We start from the raw sequence: 17542 nt of genomic DNA on the forward strand, positions 1-17542 counted from the left end.
CCGCAGCTTCCCCCTGCGTGCGGAAATGTCAATCGGCGGCGGCCTTTCCCGTTGCGATACCGTGCCGAACGCTTGCATTCCGCCCCCGCCCGGCCCACAACCCCGGCATGTCACACGATCGGGCCGGAGCGCCGGGGCCGTCCGCCTCCCGCCGCGCCAGGCTGGCCGGAGCGATGCGGCGGCTCGCCTGGGGACTTGTCTACCGGCTTTACGAGGCGCGCCTGTCCCGCGATGTCGCCGCCGGCGCGCTGCCGCACCATGTCGGCATCATCCTCGACGGCAACCGCCGCCACGCCCGCCTGGCCGGGCTCAGCGATCCGGGCGAGATCTATCGCCGCGGCGCCGCCAAGCTCGACGAGATCCTGGCCTGGAGTGCGGAGCTCGGCATCCCGATGATCACGCTCTGGGTGTTCTCCCCGGCCAATCTCGGCCGGCCGGAGGCGGAGGTGGGCGGCATTCTCGGCGCCGTCGAGGCGAAGATGCGCGCCCTCGTCGCCGATCCGCACATCAGCCGCCGCGGCGTCCGCCTCGCCGCGATCGGCCGGCGCGACATCCTGCCGCCCGCCCTGCTCGACGCGATCGACGCCGCAGAGGACGCGACCAGCGGCAACGAGGGCATGACGGTGACGCTCGCCATCGGCTATGGCGGGCGCGAGGAGATCGCCGATGCCGTCCGCGCCCTGCTGCGCGACTGCGCCGCCGCCGGGATGGACTGCGCTTCCGCCGCCGAAGCCGTAACCCCCGAGGCGATCCGCCGGCATCTCTACCTCGGCGACATGCCCGACCCCGACCTGATCATCCGCACCAGCGGCGAGATCCGGCTCTCCGGCTTCATGCTCTGGCAGAGCGTGCACAGCGAGCTGCATTTCTGCGACGCCACCTGGCCCGCCTTCCGCCGGATCGACTATCTGCGGGCGATCCGCGCCTTCCAGCGCCGCGACCGCCGCTTCGGCCGCTGACCCGGCCGCCCCGTGCCGGCCACAGGATCATCCGATCCATCCGATCGGATGATCCTCTACCTTATTGATAAATAGGGCATCTTCATCCGATCGTCATGGATCGGATGATGCTCTAGATCAGCCCACGGGCGGCGAGGCTGCGCATCAGCTCCAGCGTGCCGAAGCGCCAGGGCGCGCACTCCGGGCAGGGCCGCACCCGGTTGCGCAGCCGCCCGAGCCGGGCGGAGGCGATGGTGACGAGATCGCCATCCTTGTGGGTGAAGCCCTCGCCCGGCCGGTCGCGGTCCTGGATCGGCGCGAACATCGTCCCCAGCATCAGCACGAACCCGTCCGGATACTGATGATGCGCCCCGGCGGCGGCCTCGACCAGCTCGACCGGATCGCGGCTGATCTCGGTCATCGAGCTCATCCCTTCGAGCCGGAACCCGTCCGCCCCCTCCACCGTCAGGTCGAGCCGGGCGCGGCGCACATCGTCGAGCGTGAACCCCTCGTCGAACAGCCGCACGAACGGGCCGAGGCCGCAGCTCGCATTATTGTCCTTCGCCTTGCCGAGCAGCAGCGCCGAGCGGCCCTCGAAATCGCGCAGATTGACGTCGTTGCCGAGCGTCGCCCCCACGATCCGCCCCGCCGGCGACACCGCGACGACGACCTCCGGCTCTGGATTGTTCCACGTGGAACACGGATGGATGCCGACATGCGCGCCGAACCCCACCGCGCTCATCGGCTGGCCCTTGGTAAAGATCTCGGCATCCGCGCCGATCCCCACTTCAAGATATTGCGACCACAGGCCCCGCCCGATCAGCGCCGCCTTCACCGCCATCGCCTGCTCCGAGCCGGGGCGCAACGCGCGCAGATCGGCGCCGATCAGCCGGTCGAGATCGGCGCGGATCTGCGTCGCCTTCTCCGGCGCGCCGCGCGCCTGCTCCTCGATCACCCGCTCCAGCAGGCTGACCACGAACGTCACCCCCGCGGCCTTGACCGCCTGCAGATCGACCGGCGCGAGCAGCCACGGGCGCGAGGGATCGCGCGTCGCCTCGTCGCTGTTGGCGAGGATCTCGTCCACCCGCCCGATCGTCCGCCCCGCCGCCGCGCGTGCATGGCCGGCCGGATCGTCGAGCGCGAACAGCGCCGAGGCGGTTGGCACCGCGCGGCTGGTGATGTCGACCAGCTCGGCGCCGCGCACCGCCACCACCACCGGCCCCGCGCCGGGCAGGAAGGCGCGGCCGGCCAGGGTCGCGCCCCCGGCATCCTCGGGCAGTGCGTCATCCACACGGATCGCATCGGTCATCTTCGTCGTCTCCCCCCCTCTGGTCCCGTCTTCCGGTCTTATCGATTGTTCAGCCCGAGCGCCTCGATCGCGGCGGCGATGGCGAAAATCCGCCGGTCGGTCTCCGCCGCGCCGCAAACCATCAGCCCCACCGGGGCCGCGCCGGGCGCATTCAGCGGCAGCGAGATCGCGCAGCCATCGATCATGTTGATCAGCGTCGGGTTGCGCAGCACGCGCAGATTGGCGGCGGTGAAGGCCGCGTCGTCGTCCATCTCCGCGATCGTCGGCGGCAGGATGGCGACGGTCGGCATCAGCAGCGCGTCATGCGGGGCGAGCCGCGCCCACGCCCGCGCCACCAGCTCGGCGCGCCCGGCCAGCAGGTCGATGTAATCCGCCGCCGACAGCTCCGCCCCCCGCCGCAGCCGCACCAGCACGCGCGGATCATAGGCCGCAGCGCCGCGCTCCAGCAGCGCGCGGTGCCAGGCATGGCTCTCCGCCGCGGTCAGCCCGCCGCGCGCGTTCAGCGTCGCGACCTCGGCGAATTCCGGCATGGCGATGGTCTCGATCCGCGCCCCCGCAGCGGCCAGGCGGCGCAGCGCCGCGTCGAACCCGGCGGCGACCGAATCGTCCAGCGCATCGAGTGCGACATCGCGCGGCACGGCGAGCCGCAGCCCGGCCAGTTCCGCCGGCGCCGGCGGGGCTTCCGGCGCGCCGGCCATGATCGAATCGAGCAGCGCGCAGCACCCCACCGAGCGCGCCAGCGGCCCGACCGAGTCGAGCGAGGACGACAGCGGCACCACCCCCGCGCGCGGAATCCGCCGCGCCGTCGGCTTGAACCCGACGAGATCGTTGAACACCGCCGGAATCCGGCACGAGCCGCCGGTGTCGGTGCCGATGCCGGCATGCGCCATCCCCGCCGCCACCGCGGCCGCCGAACCCGAGGACGAGCCGCCCGGAATCCGCAGCCCCGCCTGCCGCCAGCGCGCCGGCGGCGTGCCGTAATGCGGGTTGGTGCCGATGCCGGAATAGGCGAACTCGGTCATGTTGGTGCGGCCGATCGGCACGAAGCCCATCCGCCGCAGCCGGGCGATGGCCGGCGCGTCCTGCGCCGCCGGCCCGGATCCGGCCAGCACCCTGGAGCCGGCGCGGGTCTCCTGCCCCGCCATGTCGAACAGGTCCTTCACCGCGATCGGGATGCCGGCGAAGGGCGAGGGCGCCATGCCGGCGCGGCGCATCGCGTCGAACCCCGCGGCCGCCGCCCGCGCCCCGGCCGCATCGACCGAAATGAACGTCACCGCCCCGTCCCCATCCGGGTCGGCGATCGCGGCGAGGCAGTCCTCCACCAGCGCAGCGGCGGTGGTGCGCCCGGCCGCGAGGTCGCGGGCAAGGGCGTCGAGCGTGGGCAGGGCTGGCGTGGGCAGGGCTGGCACGGGGTCGGTCATCGGGGTCGGCTCTCCTCTGCGGGTCGGAGCCAGTCTCGCCGGGCGGCGCAATGCTGTCGAGAGCCCGCTTCGCGGGACACTGTCGAGAGCCGGCTACGCGGGACATTGTCGAGAGCAAGCCGCCGTCTCGGCCGCATCCCGCGCGGCTTGCTCTCGCCAGCACCGCGCCGCGCGCGGGCACACGGATCTGTGATTCGCCACCTGCCTCGCCTATATCGGCGCTACGGGCTGGCGCCTTTTCCCCATCACCACCGGCCCGCGGAGGTCCCTATGACGGGGTTGAAGTTCGTTCGCACCATCCTGCTCGCCGCGCTCCTGTTCACCGGCGCCGGCCTGTCCCTCGCCCCGGCGCACGCGGCATCGCCGACGCCGCAGCAAATCCAGGCGCTGATCGCCAGCGGCCATCCCGGTGCTGCGCTGTCCGACCTGCGCGATGCGCTGCGCGCCCATCCGCAGAGCGGCGTCGCCTGGTATCTGAAGGCCGAGGCGGAGGACGCCACCGGCCACGTCGCCGCCGCGCGCAGCTCGCTCGCCCGCGCCGAGACCTATGCGCCCGGCCTGCCCTTCGCCGATCCCGGCCGCGTCGCCGCCCTCAAGGCGCATCTCGCCGCCGCCCCCGCCGCCGCGCGCGGCGGTGCCCACATCCATCCGGCAGTGCTGATCATCGGCGGGCTCGTGGTGCTGTTCCTGCTGGTGCGCTGGCTCGGCAACAGCCGCCGCCGCGCGATGCAGGCGCCCTGGCCCGGCACGCAAGGCTACGGCCCTGGATACGGACCTGGATACGGCCCTGGCGGCGTGCCGCCCAACGGCGCCCCGCCCTATGGCGCACCCGGTGGCGGCATGGCTGGCGGCATGGGCGGCGGCGGGCTCGGCAGTTCGCTGATGACCGGCCTTGCCGCCGGCGCCGGCTTCGCCGCCGGCGAACGCATCATCGACGGTCTGACCGGCGGCCATGGCGGCGCGCCGATGGTCGATCCCAATGGCGGCAACATGGGCGGCAACATGGGCGGCGATACGGGCGGCACGCCGCCCGACCGTGACGACGGCCTGCTCGGCAATCCCGGCTGGGACAATGGCGATGCCGGCGGCGGCAACGATTTCGACCCCGACAACAACTGGTAACCCCGCGCGCCCGATCGCGCGACGCCAAGCGCCCGGCATCCCCCCGATGCCGGGCGTTTCGTTTCTGAACAATTTCCGATCCTGTTTCGGAACAATTTCCGATCCTGACGGATCAGGACAGTTTCCGGTCCTGCTGGACCGGATGACGCTCTACCGCCCCTGCGCGGCGAGCAGGGCGAGATATTCCCACACCATCGTCGCCCCGGCGAGCGCGGTGATCTCGCTGACATCATAGGCCGGCGCGACCTCGACGAGATCCATCCCCACGAAATCGATCCCGCCGAGCCGGCGCAGCAGCGCCTGCGCCTGCCACGAGGCCAGCCCGCCGATCTCCGGCGTGCCGGTGCCCGGCGCGAAGGCGGGATCGAGACAGTCGATATCGAAGCTGAGATAGGTCGCCCCCGTCCCCGCCACCGCGCGGATCCGCGCGGCGACGCGCTCCACCCCCTGCTCGTGGACGTCCTGCGCCGAGAGGATCGTCACTCCCTGCGCCAGCGTCCAGTCATGCGCCTCGTTGAGCAGCGGCGAGCGGATGCCGATCTGGATCATCCGGCGCGGATCGACCAGCCCCTCCCTCAGCGCGTGGTAGAACACCGAGCCGTGGCTGTAGGCCTGGCCGAAATTCTCCGCCCAGGTATCGGCATGGGCGTCGAAATGCACGAGGCCGACCGGCCCGCCCCGCGCCTTCGCCAGCGCGCGCAGCAGCGGCAGGGTGATGCCGTGCTCGCCGCCAAGCGCGACCAGATGCCCGATTGAGCCCGCCTGCGCCTCGATCAGCGCGAGACTGCCCGGCAGATCGCCGAGGGCGATGGCGAAATCCCCGGCATCGGCGAGGTCCATGTCATCGACCATGACGCGGAAATGCGGATGATGATTCCCCGCCAGCATCCGCGAGGCGACGCGGATCGCCGCCGGGCCGGACCGCGTGCCCGCCCGGTTGGTCACGCCGAGATCGAGCGGAATGCCCGCCACCACAAGGGCCGCATCGCGCCCCCGGCGATCGAGCCCGAGAAAGGTCGGAAATGTCGCGAAGGTCGGCGCGTCGCTGCCCTGAACCTGTGTCATGGGCAGAGGCTAACAGCTGGCCTTCCGGTCCGCTACCTGGAGCCCATTCCGATCCATCAGGATCGGATGTCGTGCTCTAGTCGAGCCGCGGTTCGATCCGCCGGGGCGACACGCCGCGCGGCGCGGCCGGGCGGGGCTGCGGCATCTCGCGGCCGATCGGCGCGCGCGGCGCCGGCCGCATGGTCTCGGCCGGCGGCGGCGGTGGCGGCGGTGCGGCGGCGGCCGGGCGGCGAACCGTGCGCTCATAGCCCCCCGCCGCGCGCGGCAGCGGATCGTAGACCCCCTCATCCACCGTGACGCCGCGCAGCGGCTCGGGCAGGCGCATGGTCAGGATGCGCAGCTCCTCCTGCACCTGTTCGAGCTGCTCCTCGATCGCCTCCAGCCGGGATTTCACGCCGAACACCGAGAATGGCATCGCCAGCATCGCCAGCGCATAGAGCAGGCCGACCAGCAGCAGCACGAGCCCGAGCCAGGACGGCATCCAGGCCGGCAGGGAGAACGGCAATGTCATGGACGCTATTTACCGGCGCTTCCCCCCGCCTCGCAAGCCTTGCCGCGCGGCGCGGTGGGAGCCTTGCCTGCCACCCGCCGCGCGGACATAACAGGCATCGAGAAAACGGGAGGGCTCATGGCTTCGGATCTGGACATCGCGCGCGCATCACGCCTGCGCCCGATCGGCGACATCGCGGCCTCCGCCGGCATACCGGCGGAGGCGCTCATCCCTTACGGCCACCACAAGGGCAAGGTGGATGGCGGCTTCATCCGCTCCCTCGAAGACCGGCCTGACGGCGCGCTGGTCCTCGTCGCCGGCATCAGCCCGACACCGGCGGGCGAGGGCAAGACGACGACCTCGATCGGCCTCGGCGATGCGCTGCGCGCCGCCGGCGCCAAAACGATGATCGCCCTGCGCGAGCCCTCGCTCGGCCCCTGCTTCGGCCAGAAGGGCGGGGCCACCGGCGGCGGCCGTGCCCAGATCGCGCCGATGGAGGAGATCAACCTTCATTTCACCGGCGATTTCCACGCCATCACCAGCGCCAACAACCTGCTCGCCGCACTGCTCGACAACCACGTCTACTGGGGCAACGAGCTTGGCATCGATCCCCGCCGGATCGCCTTCCGCCGCGCCATCGACATGAACGACCGCGCCCTCCGCCAGACGGTTCTCGGCCTGGGCGACGGCGCGAACGGCGCTGCCCGCGAGCAGAAATTCGACATCACCGTCGCCTCCGAGGTGATGGCGATCTTCTGCCTCGCCCGCGATCTCGACGACCTGCAACGCCGCCTCGCCCGCATCGTCGTCGCCGAGCGGCGGGACGGCTCGCCCGTCACCCCGGCCGATCTCAAGGCGGTCGGCGCCATGGCCGCCCTGCTGCGCGACGCGCTGCAACCCAACCTGGTCCAAACGCTGGAAGGCACGCCGGCGCTGGTCCATGGCGGACCCTTCGCCAACATCGCCCATGGCTGCAACTCGGTCATCGCCACCCGCACCGCGCTCAAGCTGGCGGACATCGTGGTGACCGAGGCCGGATTCGGCGCCGATCTCGGCGGCGAGAAATTCCTCGACATCAAGTGCCGGCAGGCCGGGCTCGCCCCCTCCTGCGCCGTCGTCGTCGCGACGATCCGGGCGCTGAAAATGCACGCCGGCGTGGCCAAGGCCGATCTCGGCGCCGAGAATCCCGGCGCGGTCGCGCGCGGTGCGGCCAATCTGCGCCGCCACGTCGCCGCCATGCGCGCCTTCGGCCTGCCGGTGATCGTCGCGATCAACGGCTTCGTCACCGATACCGAGGCCGAGCGCGACGCCCTGCGCGCCGCCCTCGACGAGGATGGCGGCGCGCGGGTCTGCTTCTGCACCCATTGGGCCGATGGCAGCGCCGGCGCGGCCGATCTCGCCCAGGCGGTGATGGAAGCGATCGCGGCGAAATCCGCCCGCTTCGCCCCGCTCTACCCGGACGACATGAAACTGCCGCACAAGCTGCGCACCATCGCCCAGCGCATCTACGGCGCCGACGACATCGAACTGTCGCCGCTGGCGGCCAAGCGCCTCGCCCGGTTCGAGGCGCAGGGTCATGGCCACCTGCCGGTCTGCATCGCCAAGACGCAATACAGCTTCACCGCCGACCCCGACCGTCGCGGCGCGCCCACCGGCTTCACCGTGCCGATCCGCGATGCCCGCCTCTCCGCCGGCGCCGGCTTCGTGGTCGCCCTGGCCGGCGATGTCATGACCATGCCCGGCCTGCCGCGCATCCCCGCCGCCGAGGCGATCGGGCTCGACCCCGATGGCGCGATCCATGGGCTTTTCTAGAGCACGTTCCGATCCATCAGGATCGGATGTCGTGCCCTATCTTGTTGATAACCAGAGCATACAGCCCCCATGAACACGCCGAACCCGCCCCACCCCACCCCGCCGGCCGCCGCGCGCAAGCCGGTCCGCATCGAGCAGCTCGGCCGGGTGCGGACCGATGACTACGCCTGGCTGCGCGATGCCAACTGGCAGGCGGTGCTGCGCGACCCCGCCGCCCTCGATCCCGAGATCCGCGCCCATCTCCTCGCCGAGAACGCCTATACCGACGCCGTGCTCGCCGGCACCAGGGACCTGCAGGCGACGCTGCTCGCCGAAATGAAGGGCCGGATCAAGGACGATGACTCGACCGTGCCCGCGCCGCACGGCGCGTACGCCTATTACCGCCGCTACGATCCCGGCGCCGAGCACCCGGTCATCGCCCGCACGCCGCGCGCCGGCGGCGCCGAACAAATCCTGCTCGACCTGCCGGCGCGCGCGAAGGGCCACGCCTTCTTCTCCGCCCCGGCGGTCGCGCACAGCGAAGATCACCGCCTGCTTGCATGGGCGGAAGACACGCAAGGCTCGGAAGTCTACCGCATCCATGTCCGCGTGATCGAAACCGGCGCCGAGCCCGCCCCGCCGATCGAATCCTGCAGCGGCGATTTCACCTTTTCCCCCTGCGCGCGCTTCATCTTCTGGGTGTTCCGCGACGATCACGGCCGGCCGACCAAAATCTTCCGCCGCGCCCTGGCCGATGGCAGCGACACGCTGGTCTACGCCGAGCCCGATCCCGGCTTCTTCCTCGGCGTCGAGACCAGCCTGTCCGGCGGCTCCATCCTCGTCTCCGCCGGCAACCAGGACACCAGCGAGGTCTGGCGCATCCCCGGCAACGACCCGACCGCGCCGCCCGCGCTCATCGCCCCCCGCGAGCCGGGCCTGCGCTACGATGTCGAGGATGCGGGCGACCGTCTGATCATCCGCACCAATGCCGACGGCGCGGTGGATTTCAAGCTGGTCGAGGCGCCGCTCGATACCCCGCTCGACGCCCCGCTCGACTCCCTGGGCCGTGCGCACTGGCGCGACCTCGTGCCGCACCGGCCGGGCCGCTACCTCGTCGGCGCCTTCGCGCTGAAACACCACATCGTCCGGCTCGAACGGATCGAGGCGAACACCCGCATCATCGTCGCCCCGCGCGATGGCGGCGCCGAATGGGAGATCGCGCAGGACGAGCCGGCCTATGTGCTGCGCGCCGAATCCGGCCTCGAATACGACACCGGGACGATCCGCTACGTCTATTCCTCGCCCACCACGCCGCGCCAGACCTTCGACTACGATCTGGCCACCCGCACGCCGATCCTGCGCAAGACCCAGGACATCCCCTCCGGCCACGACCCCGCGCGCTACGAAACACGACGCATCGACGCCATGGCGGCCGATGGCGCGTCGATCCCGGTGACGGTGCTGATGCGCCGCGGCCAGGCGCTGGACGGCGCGGCTCCGCTGCTGCTCTACGGCTATGGCGCCTATGGCATCCCGATGGAGCCGTGGTTCCGCACCTCGATCCTCTCGCTGGTCGATCGCGGCTGGATCTTCGCCATCGCCCATGTCCGCGGCGGCACCGAGAAGGGCTGGAACTGGTTCCTCGGCGGCCGCGCCGCGCACAAGATGAACAGCTTCACCGATTTCACCGCCGCCGCCGAGGCGCTGATCGGGGGCGGCTATGCGCGGGCGGGGAACATCGTCGCCCAGGGCGGCTCGGCCGGCGGGCTGCTGGTCGGCGCCGCCTTCACCATGCGGCCGGATCTCTGGGCCGGGGTGATCGCCGAGGTACCTTTCGTCGACGTGCTGAACACGATCTCCGACGACACGCTCCCCCTCACCCCGCCGGAATGGCCGGAATGGGGCAACCCGATCACCGATCCCGCCGCCTATGACACGATCGCCGCCTATTCGCCCTACGACAATCTCGCCCCCCGCGCCTATCCGCCGATCCTGTGCACCGGCGGCCTGTCCGACCCGCGGGTGACCTATTGGGAGCCGGCGAAATTCATCGCCCGCCTGCGCGCGCTCGCCACCGGCCCCGCGCCGGCGCTGCTCAGGATCGACATGGAGGCCGGCCATGCCGGCGCCGCCGGCCGGTTCGACGCGCTGAAACAGACCGCTCTGAACTACGCCTTCGCGCTCTGGTCGGTCGGCGCCGCCTGATTCAGAGCATCATCTGATCAGATGGAGCCATCTGATCAGATAAAGATGCTCTGTTTATCAATGTGGTGGAGCACTACATCCGATCCGAAAGGATCGGCTACCGCTCCAGCCGCCAGACCGGCTCCTTCAGCGTCTCGATGAACGCCTCGTGCGCGGCCAGTTCCGCCGCACTCGCGACGATCGGGCGCGGCGTGCGCGGCCCCTCGCTGCGATATTCGACGAGGCGGATCGTGCTCTCGGCGGCAAGGTCGAGCCCGCGCTGCCGCCCGCCGGTCAGCTCGACATAAACCTCCGCGAGCAGCTTGCAGTCGAGCAGCGCGTTATGGGTGGTGCGGGCGGAGAGATCGATGCCGAAGCGCCGGCACAGCGCGTCGAGCGAGTTCGGCATCCCCGGAAAGCGCTGCTTGGCCAGCGCCAGCGTGTCGATCATCCGCGCCCTGTCGAGGGCGGCGCGGCCGATGCGGGCGAATTCGGCGTCGAGAAAGCCGAAATCGAACGGCGCGTTATGCGCGACCAGGCTGTCCTCGCCAAAGAACGCCAGCAATTCGGCGGCGATCTCGGCGAATTTCGGCTTGCCGGAGACATCCGCGCTGGTCATGCCATGCACCCGGCTCGCCTCGGCGGGAATGTCGCGCTCGGGGTCGATCAGCGTGTGGAACACCTTGCCGGTCGGCAGGTCGTTCCAAAGCTCGATCGCCGCGACCTCGATCACCCGGTCGCCGCCGAGCGGCTCCAGCCCCGTCGTTTCGGTATCGAACAGCACCGCGCGCGCCATCGCCGTTCCCTCCCTCGCTCTAGAGCATCATCCGATCAGATGGAATCATCTGATCGGATAAAGATGCTCGACTTATCAATATGATAGAGCACTACATCCGATCCAATCGGATCGGATGATGCTCTAGCCGGCGAACACCACCGTCTTGCTGCCGCTGATGAACACCCGCCGCTCCAGATGGCCGAGCACCGCGCGCGCCAGCACCCGGCGCTCGATGTCGCGCCCCTTGCGCACCAGCGCCTCCGGCGTGTCGCCATGCGAGATGCGCTCGACATCCTGCTCGATGATCGGCCCCTCGTCGAGCGCGGTGGTGACGTAATGCGCCGTCGCCCCGATCAGCTTCACCCCGCGCGCATAGGCCTGGTGATAGGGCTTGGCCCCCTTGAAGCCGGGCAGGAAGGAATGGTGGATGTTGATGCAGCGCCCGGCCAGCTTCGCCACCAGCCCGTCCGACAGAACCTGCATGTAGCGCGCGAGGATGGCGAGTTCGGTGCCGCTCTCGCGCATCAGCCGCCACACCTCGGCCTCCTGCTCCATCTTGGTATCCGGCGCGATCGGCAGATGATGGAAGGGAATCCCGTCGAGATCGAGATGGGCGTAGCTCTCGCGCGGATGGTTGGCGATCACGCCGACAATGTCCATCGGCAGCTCGCCGATCCGCTGCCGATAGACCAGGTCCACCAGGCAATGATCGAACCGCGAGACGAGGATCATCGTCCGCATCCGGTGCCCGCTGGGAATAATTTCCCATTCCATCCCGAACTCGCGCCCCACCGCGGCGAATTCCGCCTCCAGCCCCGACGCAGGAGCGTCGCCCACTGGGGCAAACACCACGCGCATGAAGAAGCGCCCGCTCGCCCGGTCGTCGAATTGCTGCGCCTCGCGGATGTCCTGCCCGTGCGCGTGCAGGAAATGGCCGACGGCGCCGACAATGCCGGGCCGGTTGCGGCAGGAAAGGGTCAGGATGGAGCTCATGCGGTTCGGTCTCTCCGGAGTGCGATGGTCGCCGCCGGGCCGCCCTTGGCGCCGGCACGCTCCTTCCCTATCAACATGGGCGCAGCACGCAAGCAGCGCGGAGGAAAACACCCATGGCCGCCACCATAACCTATGTCTTCACCAGCCATTCCCCCTGGACCTATCTCGGCCATGCCGCCTTTCTCGACATCGCCCGCCGCCACGGCGCGACGGTGGAGTATCGCCCGGTGCCGCTCGGCGCGATCTTCGCCGAAACCGGCGGCCAGCCGCTGGCCAAACGCCACCCGGTCCGCCAGCACTACCGTCTGCTCGAACTGCAACGCTGGCGCGCCCGCCGCGGCCTCGCGCTCAACTTGCATCCGCAATTCTTCCCGGTGGACCCGGCGCTGGCGGATCGTCTGGCCATCGCCATCGTGGACGCCGGCGGCGACCCCGACCCGTTCCTCCGCCGCGTCTTCGCCGCGGTCTGGACCGAGGACCGCAACCTTGCCGATCCCGCGACCATCGCCGACCTCGCCGCCGCATCCGGCATCGCGCCCGAACTCCAGGCCCGCGCCGGCACCCCGGAAATCGCCGCCGCCTATCAGCGCAACCGCGAGATGGCCGAGGCCGCCGGCGTGTTCGGCGCGCCCTCCTACATCCTGAACGGCGAGCTGTTCTGGGGCCAGGACCGGCTCGACCTGCTGGACGACGCGCTGGCCACCGGCCGCCCGCCCTATACGGCCTGAACTGCCGGTGCCGTCAGCTACCACGGCACCGCCTGAACTGCGGGTGCCGTCAGCTACCACGGCACCGCCTCGCCGCGATGGTCGAAAAACCCGCCGCTCTCGGCTGGGGTAAGCCGGTCGATCACCGCCAGCAGCCGCGCCGCCGCCACCTCCGGCGTCTGCACGTCGAGCCCGCTAGCGGCGAAGGGGGACGAAAGCCCCGTCGCCACCGTGCCCGGATGCAGCGCGACGCAGATCGCCGCCTGCGACCGCCGCGCCAGCTCCACCGCGGCCGTCCGCACGAACTGGTTCAGCGCCGCCTTCGACGCGCGATAGCCATACCACCCGCCGAGCCGGTTATCGCCGATGCTGCCGACCCGCGCCGACAGCGTGGCGAACACCGCCCGCCCCTCGCGCGGCAAGGCCGGCAACAGATGCTTCATCAGCAGCGCCGGGCCGATCGCGTTCAGCGCGAAACTGCGGGCAAGGCGGGCCGCGTCCAGCTCGCGCAGGCTCTTCTCCGGCATATGTGCCGCATCGTGCAGGAAGCCGGTCGCATCGATCGCCAGGCGAATGGCGCCCCGCGCCGCCACCGCCCGCACCGCGTCGGCAATGCTGGCCTCATCGAGCAGGTCGAATCGCGGCGCGCTGCCCCGCCCGAGCCCGATCACCGCGGCGAAGCGCGGATCGCCCGCAAGGGCCGCCACCAGCGCGCCGCCGATGCCGCCGCCCGCGCCGAACACCACCGCCACATCGTCCCGTCCCGTTCCGTCCATGATATCCCTCCGCTCTGTCGTGGATATGGCGCGGAACCGCCGGCGCGAAACCGCCCCTTGCCGCCGGCGCCGCTTCATGATCGAAACAGTCCATGATCCTTTCCGGCCACGCACGCCTCGCCGGGGTGATCGGCTATCCGGTCGCCCATTCCCGCTCGCCCCGCCTGCACGGCACCTGGCTCGAACGCCACGGGATCGACGGCGCCTATCTCCCGCTCGCCATCGCCCCGGACGATTTCGCCGCCTGCGTCGCCGCCCTGGCGAAAATGGGTTTCGCCGGGGCCAACGTGACGATCCCGCACAAGGAAGCCGCCTTCGCCGTGTGCGACCGCGTGGCCGATAGCGCGCGGCGCGCCGGCGCGGTGAACACGCTCGTCTTCACGCCGACGGGGATCGAGGGCGCGAATACCGACGGATCGGGCTTTCTCGCCAATCTGCGCGCCCATGGCGTCGATCCCGCCGCAGGCCCGGCGCTGGTGCTCGGCGCCGGCGGGGCCGCGCGGGCCATCGCCACCGCATTGCAGGATGCGGGGGCGGCGGTCACGCTGTGCAACCGCTCGCCCGCGCGCGCGGCGGCGCTGGCGCGGGAATTCGGCCTCGCCCATCTCCCGTGGGAGGCGCGGGCAGAGGCGCTGGCGGACCACGCGCTGGTGGTCAACACGACCTCGCTCGGCATGGCCGGGCATCCGGCGCTCGAACTCGATCTCGCCCGCGCCGCCCCCGGCATGGCGGTGGCGGACATCGTCTATGTCCCGCTGGAAACCAGTCTGCTGGCCGAGGCCCGGGCGCGCGGCCTCGTCGCGGTCGAGGGGCTGGGGATGCTGCTGCACCAGGCGGTGCCGGGCTTCGCCGCGTGGTTCGGCGTCACCCCGGTGGTGGACGATGCGCTCTACCGCGCCGTCGCTTCCGACCTGATGGGATGAAGATCATCGGCCTCACCGGCGGGATCGGGATGGGGAAATCGACCGTCGCCGGGATCTTCCGCCGCCGTCGCGTGCCGGTGTTCGATGCCGATGCCACGGTGCGCGCGCTCCAGGCGCCGGGCGGGGCGGCGCTTGCGCCCATCGCCGCCTCGTTTCCCGGCGTGGTGCGCGCCGGCGTGCTCGACCGCGCCGCCCTGCGCGCGCATGTGCTGGCCGATCCCGCCGCGCGGCGCCGCCTTGAGGCGATCATGCACCGCATGGTGCGGGAAGCTGAGAAAAAATTCCTGGCCGCCGCCCGCAGGCGCGGCGCCCGCGCGGTGCTGCTCGACATTCCGCTGCTGTTCGAAACCGGCGGCGAGGCGCGGGTCGATCTGGCGCTCACCGTCTCCGCCCCGCGCGCGGTGCAGATCGCGCGGGTGCTGCGCCGCGGCCTGCCCCGCACGGAAATCGAGCGGATCATCGCCCTGCAAATGCCGGATGCCGAAAAACGCCGCCGCGCCGATGCGGTGATCGCCACCGGCCTGTCCCGCCATCACACGGTGCGGCGCGTCCGCCAGCTGATGGCGACGCTTGTATTCCCGCCCCCAACCGGCCAGCCAGCCGGCCGGCCGTTCCGCCAGAAATTCAGCCGGCCATTCAGCCGGCGGCGGCGATGATCCCGCAGAGCTGCGGATAGATTTCGTTCGCCCAGCGCGAGCCGGAGAACACGCCGTAATGGCCGACGCCGAGCTGGAGGTGGTTGCGCTTCTGCGCCGGTTTCAGCCCGGTGCAGAGATCGAGTGCCGCGACCGACTGGCCGGGCGGGCAGATATCGTCCCGCTCGCCCTCGACGGTGAAGACCGATGTCTGGTCGATCGCCGCCGGCCGCACCATCTGGCCGCGCCAGCTCAGCTGGCCGCGCGGCAGGTCGTGCCGCTGGAACACGCGCTCGACGGTTTCGAGATAGAATTCTGCCGTCAGGTCCATCACCGACTGGTATTCGTCGTAGAATTTGCGATGCGCCGCCTCGCTCGCGTCATCCTCGGTGACGATGGCGCGGAACTGGCGCAGATGCGCGCCGATATGCCGGTCGAGATTCATCGACACGAAGGAGGCGAGCTGCACGAACCCGGGATAGACCGCCCGCCCCGCGCCGGCGAAGCGGCTCGGCACGGTGGTGATCAGGTTCTTGCGGAACCAGGCGATATCGCGGGTCTTGGCGAGTTCGTTGACCTTCGAGGGGTTGCGCCTGGTATCGATCGGCCCGCCCATCAGCGTCATGCTGCGCGGCGTCGCCGGATCGCCGGCCTCGGCCATCAGCGCGGTCGCGGCGAACACCGCCACCGCCGGCTGGCAAACGGCAACCACATGCGCGCCCGGCCCCAGCTCGCGCAGGAAATCCATGATATGCGCCACGTATTCGTCGAAGCCGAAGCGCCCGGCCCCCAGCGGAACGTCGCGCGCGTTCTTCCAGTCGGTGATGAACACGTCGTGATCCTGCAACATGACCTCGACGGTATTGCGCAGCAGGGTCGCGAAATGGCCCGAGAGCGGGGCGGCGATCAGCACGCGCGGCCCCGGTGCTGCCATGTCCTTGCGGAAATGCAGCAGGTCGCCGAAGGGCGTGCCGGTCACCACCGTCTCGGTGACGGCGACATCCCGCCCGCCGGCGCGCACGCGGACGATGCCGAATTCCGGCCGCTTGTGGGAGATGCCGCTATTGCCGAAAATCTCCAGCGCCGCCCGCGCGGCCACCGGCAGGCTGGGAATGCCGAAGGGTGGCTCCATCAGATCGAACAGCGGCAGCATCGTGCGCGCCGCCATGCGCAAGGGGGCCAGGAGATCGTCCTGAGTCTGGTAGATGTCATACATCATGGGCGCAAACCGCCTTTCTCGTCACGCCACTCTGGCGCCGAAAATATCAATGTTCCGTAAATGAATTCAGAAAGACGGGCGCGGGCCTCCCGTTCGTCCGGCACAAGCCAGCACCGCATCAGCGCGAAACCCCTGTTCTGCCCCTGCCGTGCCATGCGTCAGGTGCGTTGTGTAACATTCTCTTTACAATATGGGCGAGTTCTCAGGAAAAAGAAAGCGCTATCATCGCCCACCGCCCCGCAGCCCGTGCAGCGCCCGCCGCAGCGGCCCGAGCGCGCGCCACATCCGGCTGCGCTCGATCGTTTCGGCGTGACGCCGCGCCGCCGCTGCCGCCGCGCCCGCCGTCGCCGCCCGCTCCTCCAGCGCCGCCATCTCGCGCCGCAGCCGGCCGATCTCGCGGTTCAGCGCCGCGCGGTCGAGCCGTTCGAGCGTTGCGTCATGTCCGCCAGCACCCACCCGCACCTTCGCCGGATCGGCGATGCGCGCATGCGCCGCCTGCGCCGCCGCCAGATCCACCTGCGGCGGCAGCAGCGGCGCGAGGGTGCGGTAGAGATAGGCCGAATCCTCGATCAGCCGGGGGAAGGACACCATCACCACCTTCACCTCCGCCGCCACCAGCCGCTCCAGCAAATGATGAAAGCCGAGGGCCAGCACCCGCGCCTGGTCGAGCGGATGCAGCGAATACACCACCCCGCCCGGCGTCACCCCCCGATGCGCCCAGGGCTTGTCCATCACCAGCGGCCAGTCGGGCTCGGCCGCCATGTTCTGCAATTCGAGGATGGTCCGGCTCGCCGCCGCATCGGCGAGATCGCGCATCGGCACGATCACGCCATCGAGCACGATCCCCGGATCGGCCAGCACCTGGTCGATGAATTCCGTCACCCAGGGCGATTTGACGACATAGGGCATGTCCGCGTCCAGCGCCGGCAGCGGCAGGTTCTCGGCCCCGGCATTGGCCTCCTCGTTCCACGCGGCATGTTCGCCGAAACGGGAGAAATGCGTCTCCATCCCCAGCTCGGCGAGCCAGCGCACGAGGAACGAGGTGCCGCTCCGCCCGGTGCCGGCGATCAACAGATGGTGCTTCGGCGGGTTCGTTGCGTTCATGCACATGATCGTGCCGGGACTGCGCCGCGCGATCAAGCCGCGCCCGTCAAGCTGCGATCGGGCGTGATGGCGGCAATGCCGCCGCCC

Annotated in this window: 16 protein-coding genes; 7 read left to right on the forward strand and 9 right to left on the reverse strand. The window is 70.6% G+C overall.

Translation table 11 applies throughout. From position 1 onward, the window contains the following. Positions 1-107 precede the first annotated feature (107 nt). Positions 108-959, forward strand: coding sequence for a polyprenyl diphosphate synthase (gene uppS, locus HUW10_RS10325; protein ID WP_174503417.1), 852 nt, complete (start codon positions 108-110; stop codon positions 957-959). Between the two features lie 112 nt (positions 960-1071). On the opposite strand, the gene HUW10_RS10330 is transcribed toward uppS, so the two are convergent. Beyond that, positions 1072-2247 carry a fumarylacetoacetate hydrolase family protein gene (locus HUW10_RS10330; protein WP_174503418.1) on the reverse strand — a complete coding sequence of 392 codons (1176 nt, stop codon included), beginning with the start codon at positions 2245-2247 and terminating at the stop codon, positions 1072-1074. Positions 2248-2285: 38 nt separating this feature from the next. Further along, positions 2286-3668 (reverse strand): amidase, encoded by a 1383-nt coding sequence (locus HUW10_RS10335; RefSeq protein ID WP_174503419.1) that lies wholly within the window; start codon positions 3666-3668, stop codon positions 2286-2288. A 270-nt stretch (positions 3669-3938) separates the two neighbouring features. Between HUW10_RS10335 and HUW10_RS10340 the strand changes: the two genes are divergently transcribed. Then, on the forward strand, positions 3939-4790 hold the full coding sequence (locus HUW10_RS10340; protein WP_174503420.1) for a tetratricopeptide repeat protein: 852 nt from the start codon (positions 3939-3941) through the stop codon (positions 4788-4790). A gap of 150 nt (positions 4791-4940) precedes the next feature. Here HUW10_RS10340 and speB read toward each other — a convergent pair whose 3' ends face one another. Both speB and HUW10_RS10350 read right to left on the reverse strand, forming a co-directional pair. Then, positions 4941-5855, reverse strand: a complete 915-nt coding sequence (gene speB, locus HUW10_RS10345) for an agmatinase (protein WP_174503421.1) — start codon at positions 5853-5855, stop codon at positions 4941-4943. 76 nt (positions 5856-5931) lie between these two features. Next, entirely contained in the window at positions 5932-6366 is a 435-nt protein-coding gene (locus HUW10_RS10350; protein WP_174503422.1) for a hypothetical protein, read from the reverse strand. Positions 6367-6483: 117 nt separating this feature from the next. Between HUW10_RS10350 and HUW10_RS10355 the strand changes: the two genes are divergently transcribed. Both HUW10_RS10355 and HUW10_RS10360 read left to right on the forward strand, forming a co-directional pair. Beyond that, positions 6484-8157, forward strand: a complete 1674-nt coding sequence (locus HUW10_RS10355) for a formate--tetrahydrofolate ligase (RefSeq protein WP_174503423.1) — start codon at positions 6484-6486, stop codon at positions 8155-8157. A gap of 69 nt (positions 8158-8226) precedes the next feature. Further along, a complete protein-coding gene (locus tag HUW10_RS10360) occupies positions 8227-10341 on the forward strand; it encodes a S9 family peptidase (protein WP_174503424.1) in 2115 nt (704 codons plus the stop codon). 97 nt (positions 10342-10438) lie between these two features. Here the strand turns inward: HUW10_RS10360 and dnaQ are convergent, their stop codons facing one another. Together dnaQ and purU are read right to left on the reverse strand one after the other, a co-directional pair. After that, a complete protein-coding gene (gene dnaQ, locus HUW10_RS10365; protein WP_174503425.1) occupies positions 10439-11116 on the reverse strand; it encodes a DNA polymerase III subunit epsilon in 678 nt (225 codons plus the stop codon). A 123-nt stretch (positions 11117-11239) separates the two neighbouring features. Then, on the reverse strand, positions 11240-12091 hold the full coding sequence (purU, locus tag HUW10_RS10370; protein WP_174503426.1) for a formyltetrahydrofolate deformylase: 852 nt from the start codon (positions 12089-12091) through the stop codon (positions 11240-11242). Positions 12092-12204: 113 nt separating this feature from the next. Between purU and HUW10_RS10375 the strand changes: the two genes are divergently transcribed. After that, on the forward strand, positions 12205-12819 hold the full coding sequence (locus tag HUW10_RS10375) for a 2-hydroxychromene-2-carboxylate isomerase (RefSeq protein ID WP_174503427.1): 615 nt from the start codon (positions 12205-12207) through the stop codon (positions 12817-12819). A 53-nt stretch (positions 12820-12872) separates the two neighbouring features. Here the strand turns inward: HUW10_RS10375 and HUW10_RS10380 are convergent, their stop codons facing one another. Next, positions 12873-13574: an SDR family NAD(P)-dependent oxidoreductase gene (locus tag HUW10_RS10380; RefSeq protein WP_174503428.1), complete on the reverse strand. Its 702-nt coding sequence runs from the start codon at positions 13572-13574 to the stop codon at positions 12873-12875. A 92-nt stretch (positions 13575-13666) separates the two neighbouring features. Here HUW10_RS10380 and HUW10_RS10385 point away from each other — a divergent pair, with 92 nt between their 5' ends. Further along, complete coding sequence (locus tag HUW10_RS10385; protein WP_174503429.1) at positions 13667-14497, forward strand: shikimate dehydrogenase; 831 nt, start codon at positions 13667-13669, stop codon at positions 14495-14497. Continuing rightward, positions 14494-15153 (forward strand): dephospho-CoA kinase, encoded by a 660-nt coding sequence (gene coaE, locus HUW10_RS10390; RefSeq protein WP_174503430.1) that lies wholly within the window; start codon positions 14494-14496, stop codon positions 15151-15153. The genes HUW10_RS10385 and coaE overlap by 4 nt, the downstream gene beginning before the upstream one ends. Here coaE and HUW10_RS10395 read toward each other — a convergent pair. Both HUW10_RS10395 and HUW10_RS10400 read right to left on the reverse strand, forming a co-directional pair. Next, positions 15134-16351 carry a polyhydroxyalkanoate depolymerase gene (locus tag HUW10_RS10395; RefSeq protein ID WP_174503431.1) on the reverse strand — a complete coding sequence of 406 codons (1218 nt, stop codon included), beginning with the start codon at positions 16349-16351 and terminating at the stop codon, positions 15134-15136. The genes coaE and HUW10_RS10395 overlap by 20 nt on opposite strands. A gap of 222 nt (positions 16352-16573) precedes the next feature. Beyond that, entirely contained in the window at positions 16574-17455 is an 882-nt protein-coding gene (locus tag HUW10_RS10400; protein ID WP_236656337.1) for a hypothetical protein, read from the reverse strand. Positions 17456-17542 lie beyond the last annotated feature (87 nt).

This window comes from Acidiphilium sp. C61 (assembly GCF_905116885.1).
In the GTDB taxonomy this organism is placed as follows: Bacteria; Pseudomonadota; Alphaproteobacteria; order Acetobacterales; family Acetobacteraceae; genus Acidiphilium.

What these genes read in the sequence shown, in the direction of transcription:
- HUW10_RS10355 (WP_174503423.1), top strand. Translation starts at nt 6,484, where the DNA reads ATGGCTTCGGATCTGGACATCGCGCGCGCATCACGCCTGCGCCCGATC.
- HUW10_RS10350 (WP_174503422.1), bottom strand. Translation starts at nt 6,366, where the DNA reads ATGACATTGCCGTTCTCCCTGCCGGCCTGGATGCCGTCCTGGCTCGGG.
- HUW10_RS10385 (WP_174503429.1), top strand. Translation starts at nt 13,667, where the DNA reads ATGATCCTTTCCGGCCACGCACGCCTCGCCGGGGTGATCGGCTATCCG.
- HUW10_RS10400 (WP_236656337.1), bottom strand. Translation starts at nt 17,455, where the DNA reads ATGAACGCAACGAACCCGCCGAAGCACCATCTGTTGATCGCCGGCACC.
- HUW10_RS10360 (WP_174503424.1), top strand. Translation starts at nt 8,227, where the DNA reads ATGAACACGCCGAACCCGCCCCACCCCACCCCGCCGGCCGCCGCGCGC.
- HUW10_RS10380 (WP_174503428.1), bottom strand. Translation starts at nt 13,574, where the DNA reads ATGGACGGAACGGGACGGGACGATGTGGCGGTGGTGTTCGGCGCGGGC.
- dnaQ (WP_174503425.1), bottom strand. Translation starts at nt 11,116, where the DNA reads ATGGCGCGCGCGGTGCTGTTCGATACCGAAACGACGGGGCTGGAGCCG.
- HUW10_RS10335 (WP_174503419.1), bottom strand. Translation starts at nt 3,668, where the DNA reads ATGACCGACCCCGTGCCAGCCCTGCCCACGCCAGCCCTGCCCACGCTC.
- speB (WP_174503421.1), bottom strand. Translation starts at nt 5,855, where the DNA reads ATGACACAGGTTCAGGGCAGCGACGCGCCGACCTTCGCGACATTTCCG.
- uppS (WP_174503417.1), top strand. Translation starts at nt 108, where the DNA reads ATGTCACACGATCGGGCCGGAGCGCCGGGGCCGTCCGCCTCCCGCCGC.
- purU (WP_174503426.1), bottom strand. Translation starts at nt 12,091, where the DNA reads ATGAGCTCCATCCTGACCCTTTCCTGCCGCAACCGGCCCGGCATTGTC.
- HUW10_RS10340 (WP_174503420.1), top strand. Translation starts at nt 3,939, where the DNA reads ATGACGGGGTTGAAGTTCGTTCGCACCATCCTGCTCGCCGCGCTCCTG.
- coaE (WP_174503430.1), top strand. Translation starts at nt 14,494, where the DNA reads ATGAAGATCATCGGCCTCACCGGCGGGATCGGGATGGGGAAATCGACC.
- HUW10_RS10395 (WP_174503431.1), bottom strand. Translation starts at nt 16,351, where the DNA reads ATGATGTATGACATCTACCAGACTCAGGACGATCTCCTGGCCCCCTTG.
- HUW10_RS10330 (WP_174503418.1), bottom strand. Translation starts at nt 2,247, where the DNA reads ATGACCGATGCGATCCGTGTGGATGACGCACTGCCCGAGGATGCCGGG.
- HUW10_RS10375 (WP_174503427.1), top strand. Translation starts at nt 12,205, where the DNA reads ATGGCCGCCACCATAACCTATGTCTTCACCAGCCATTCCCCCTGGACC.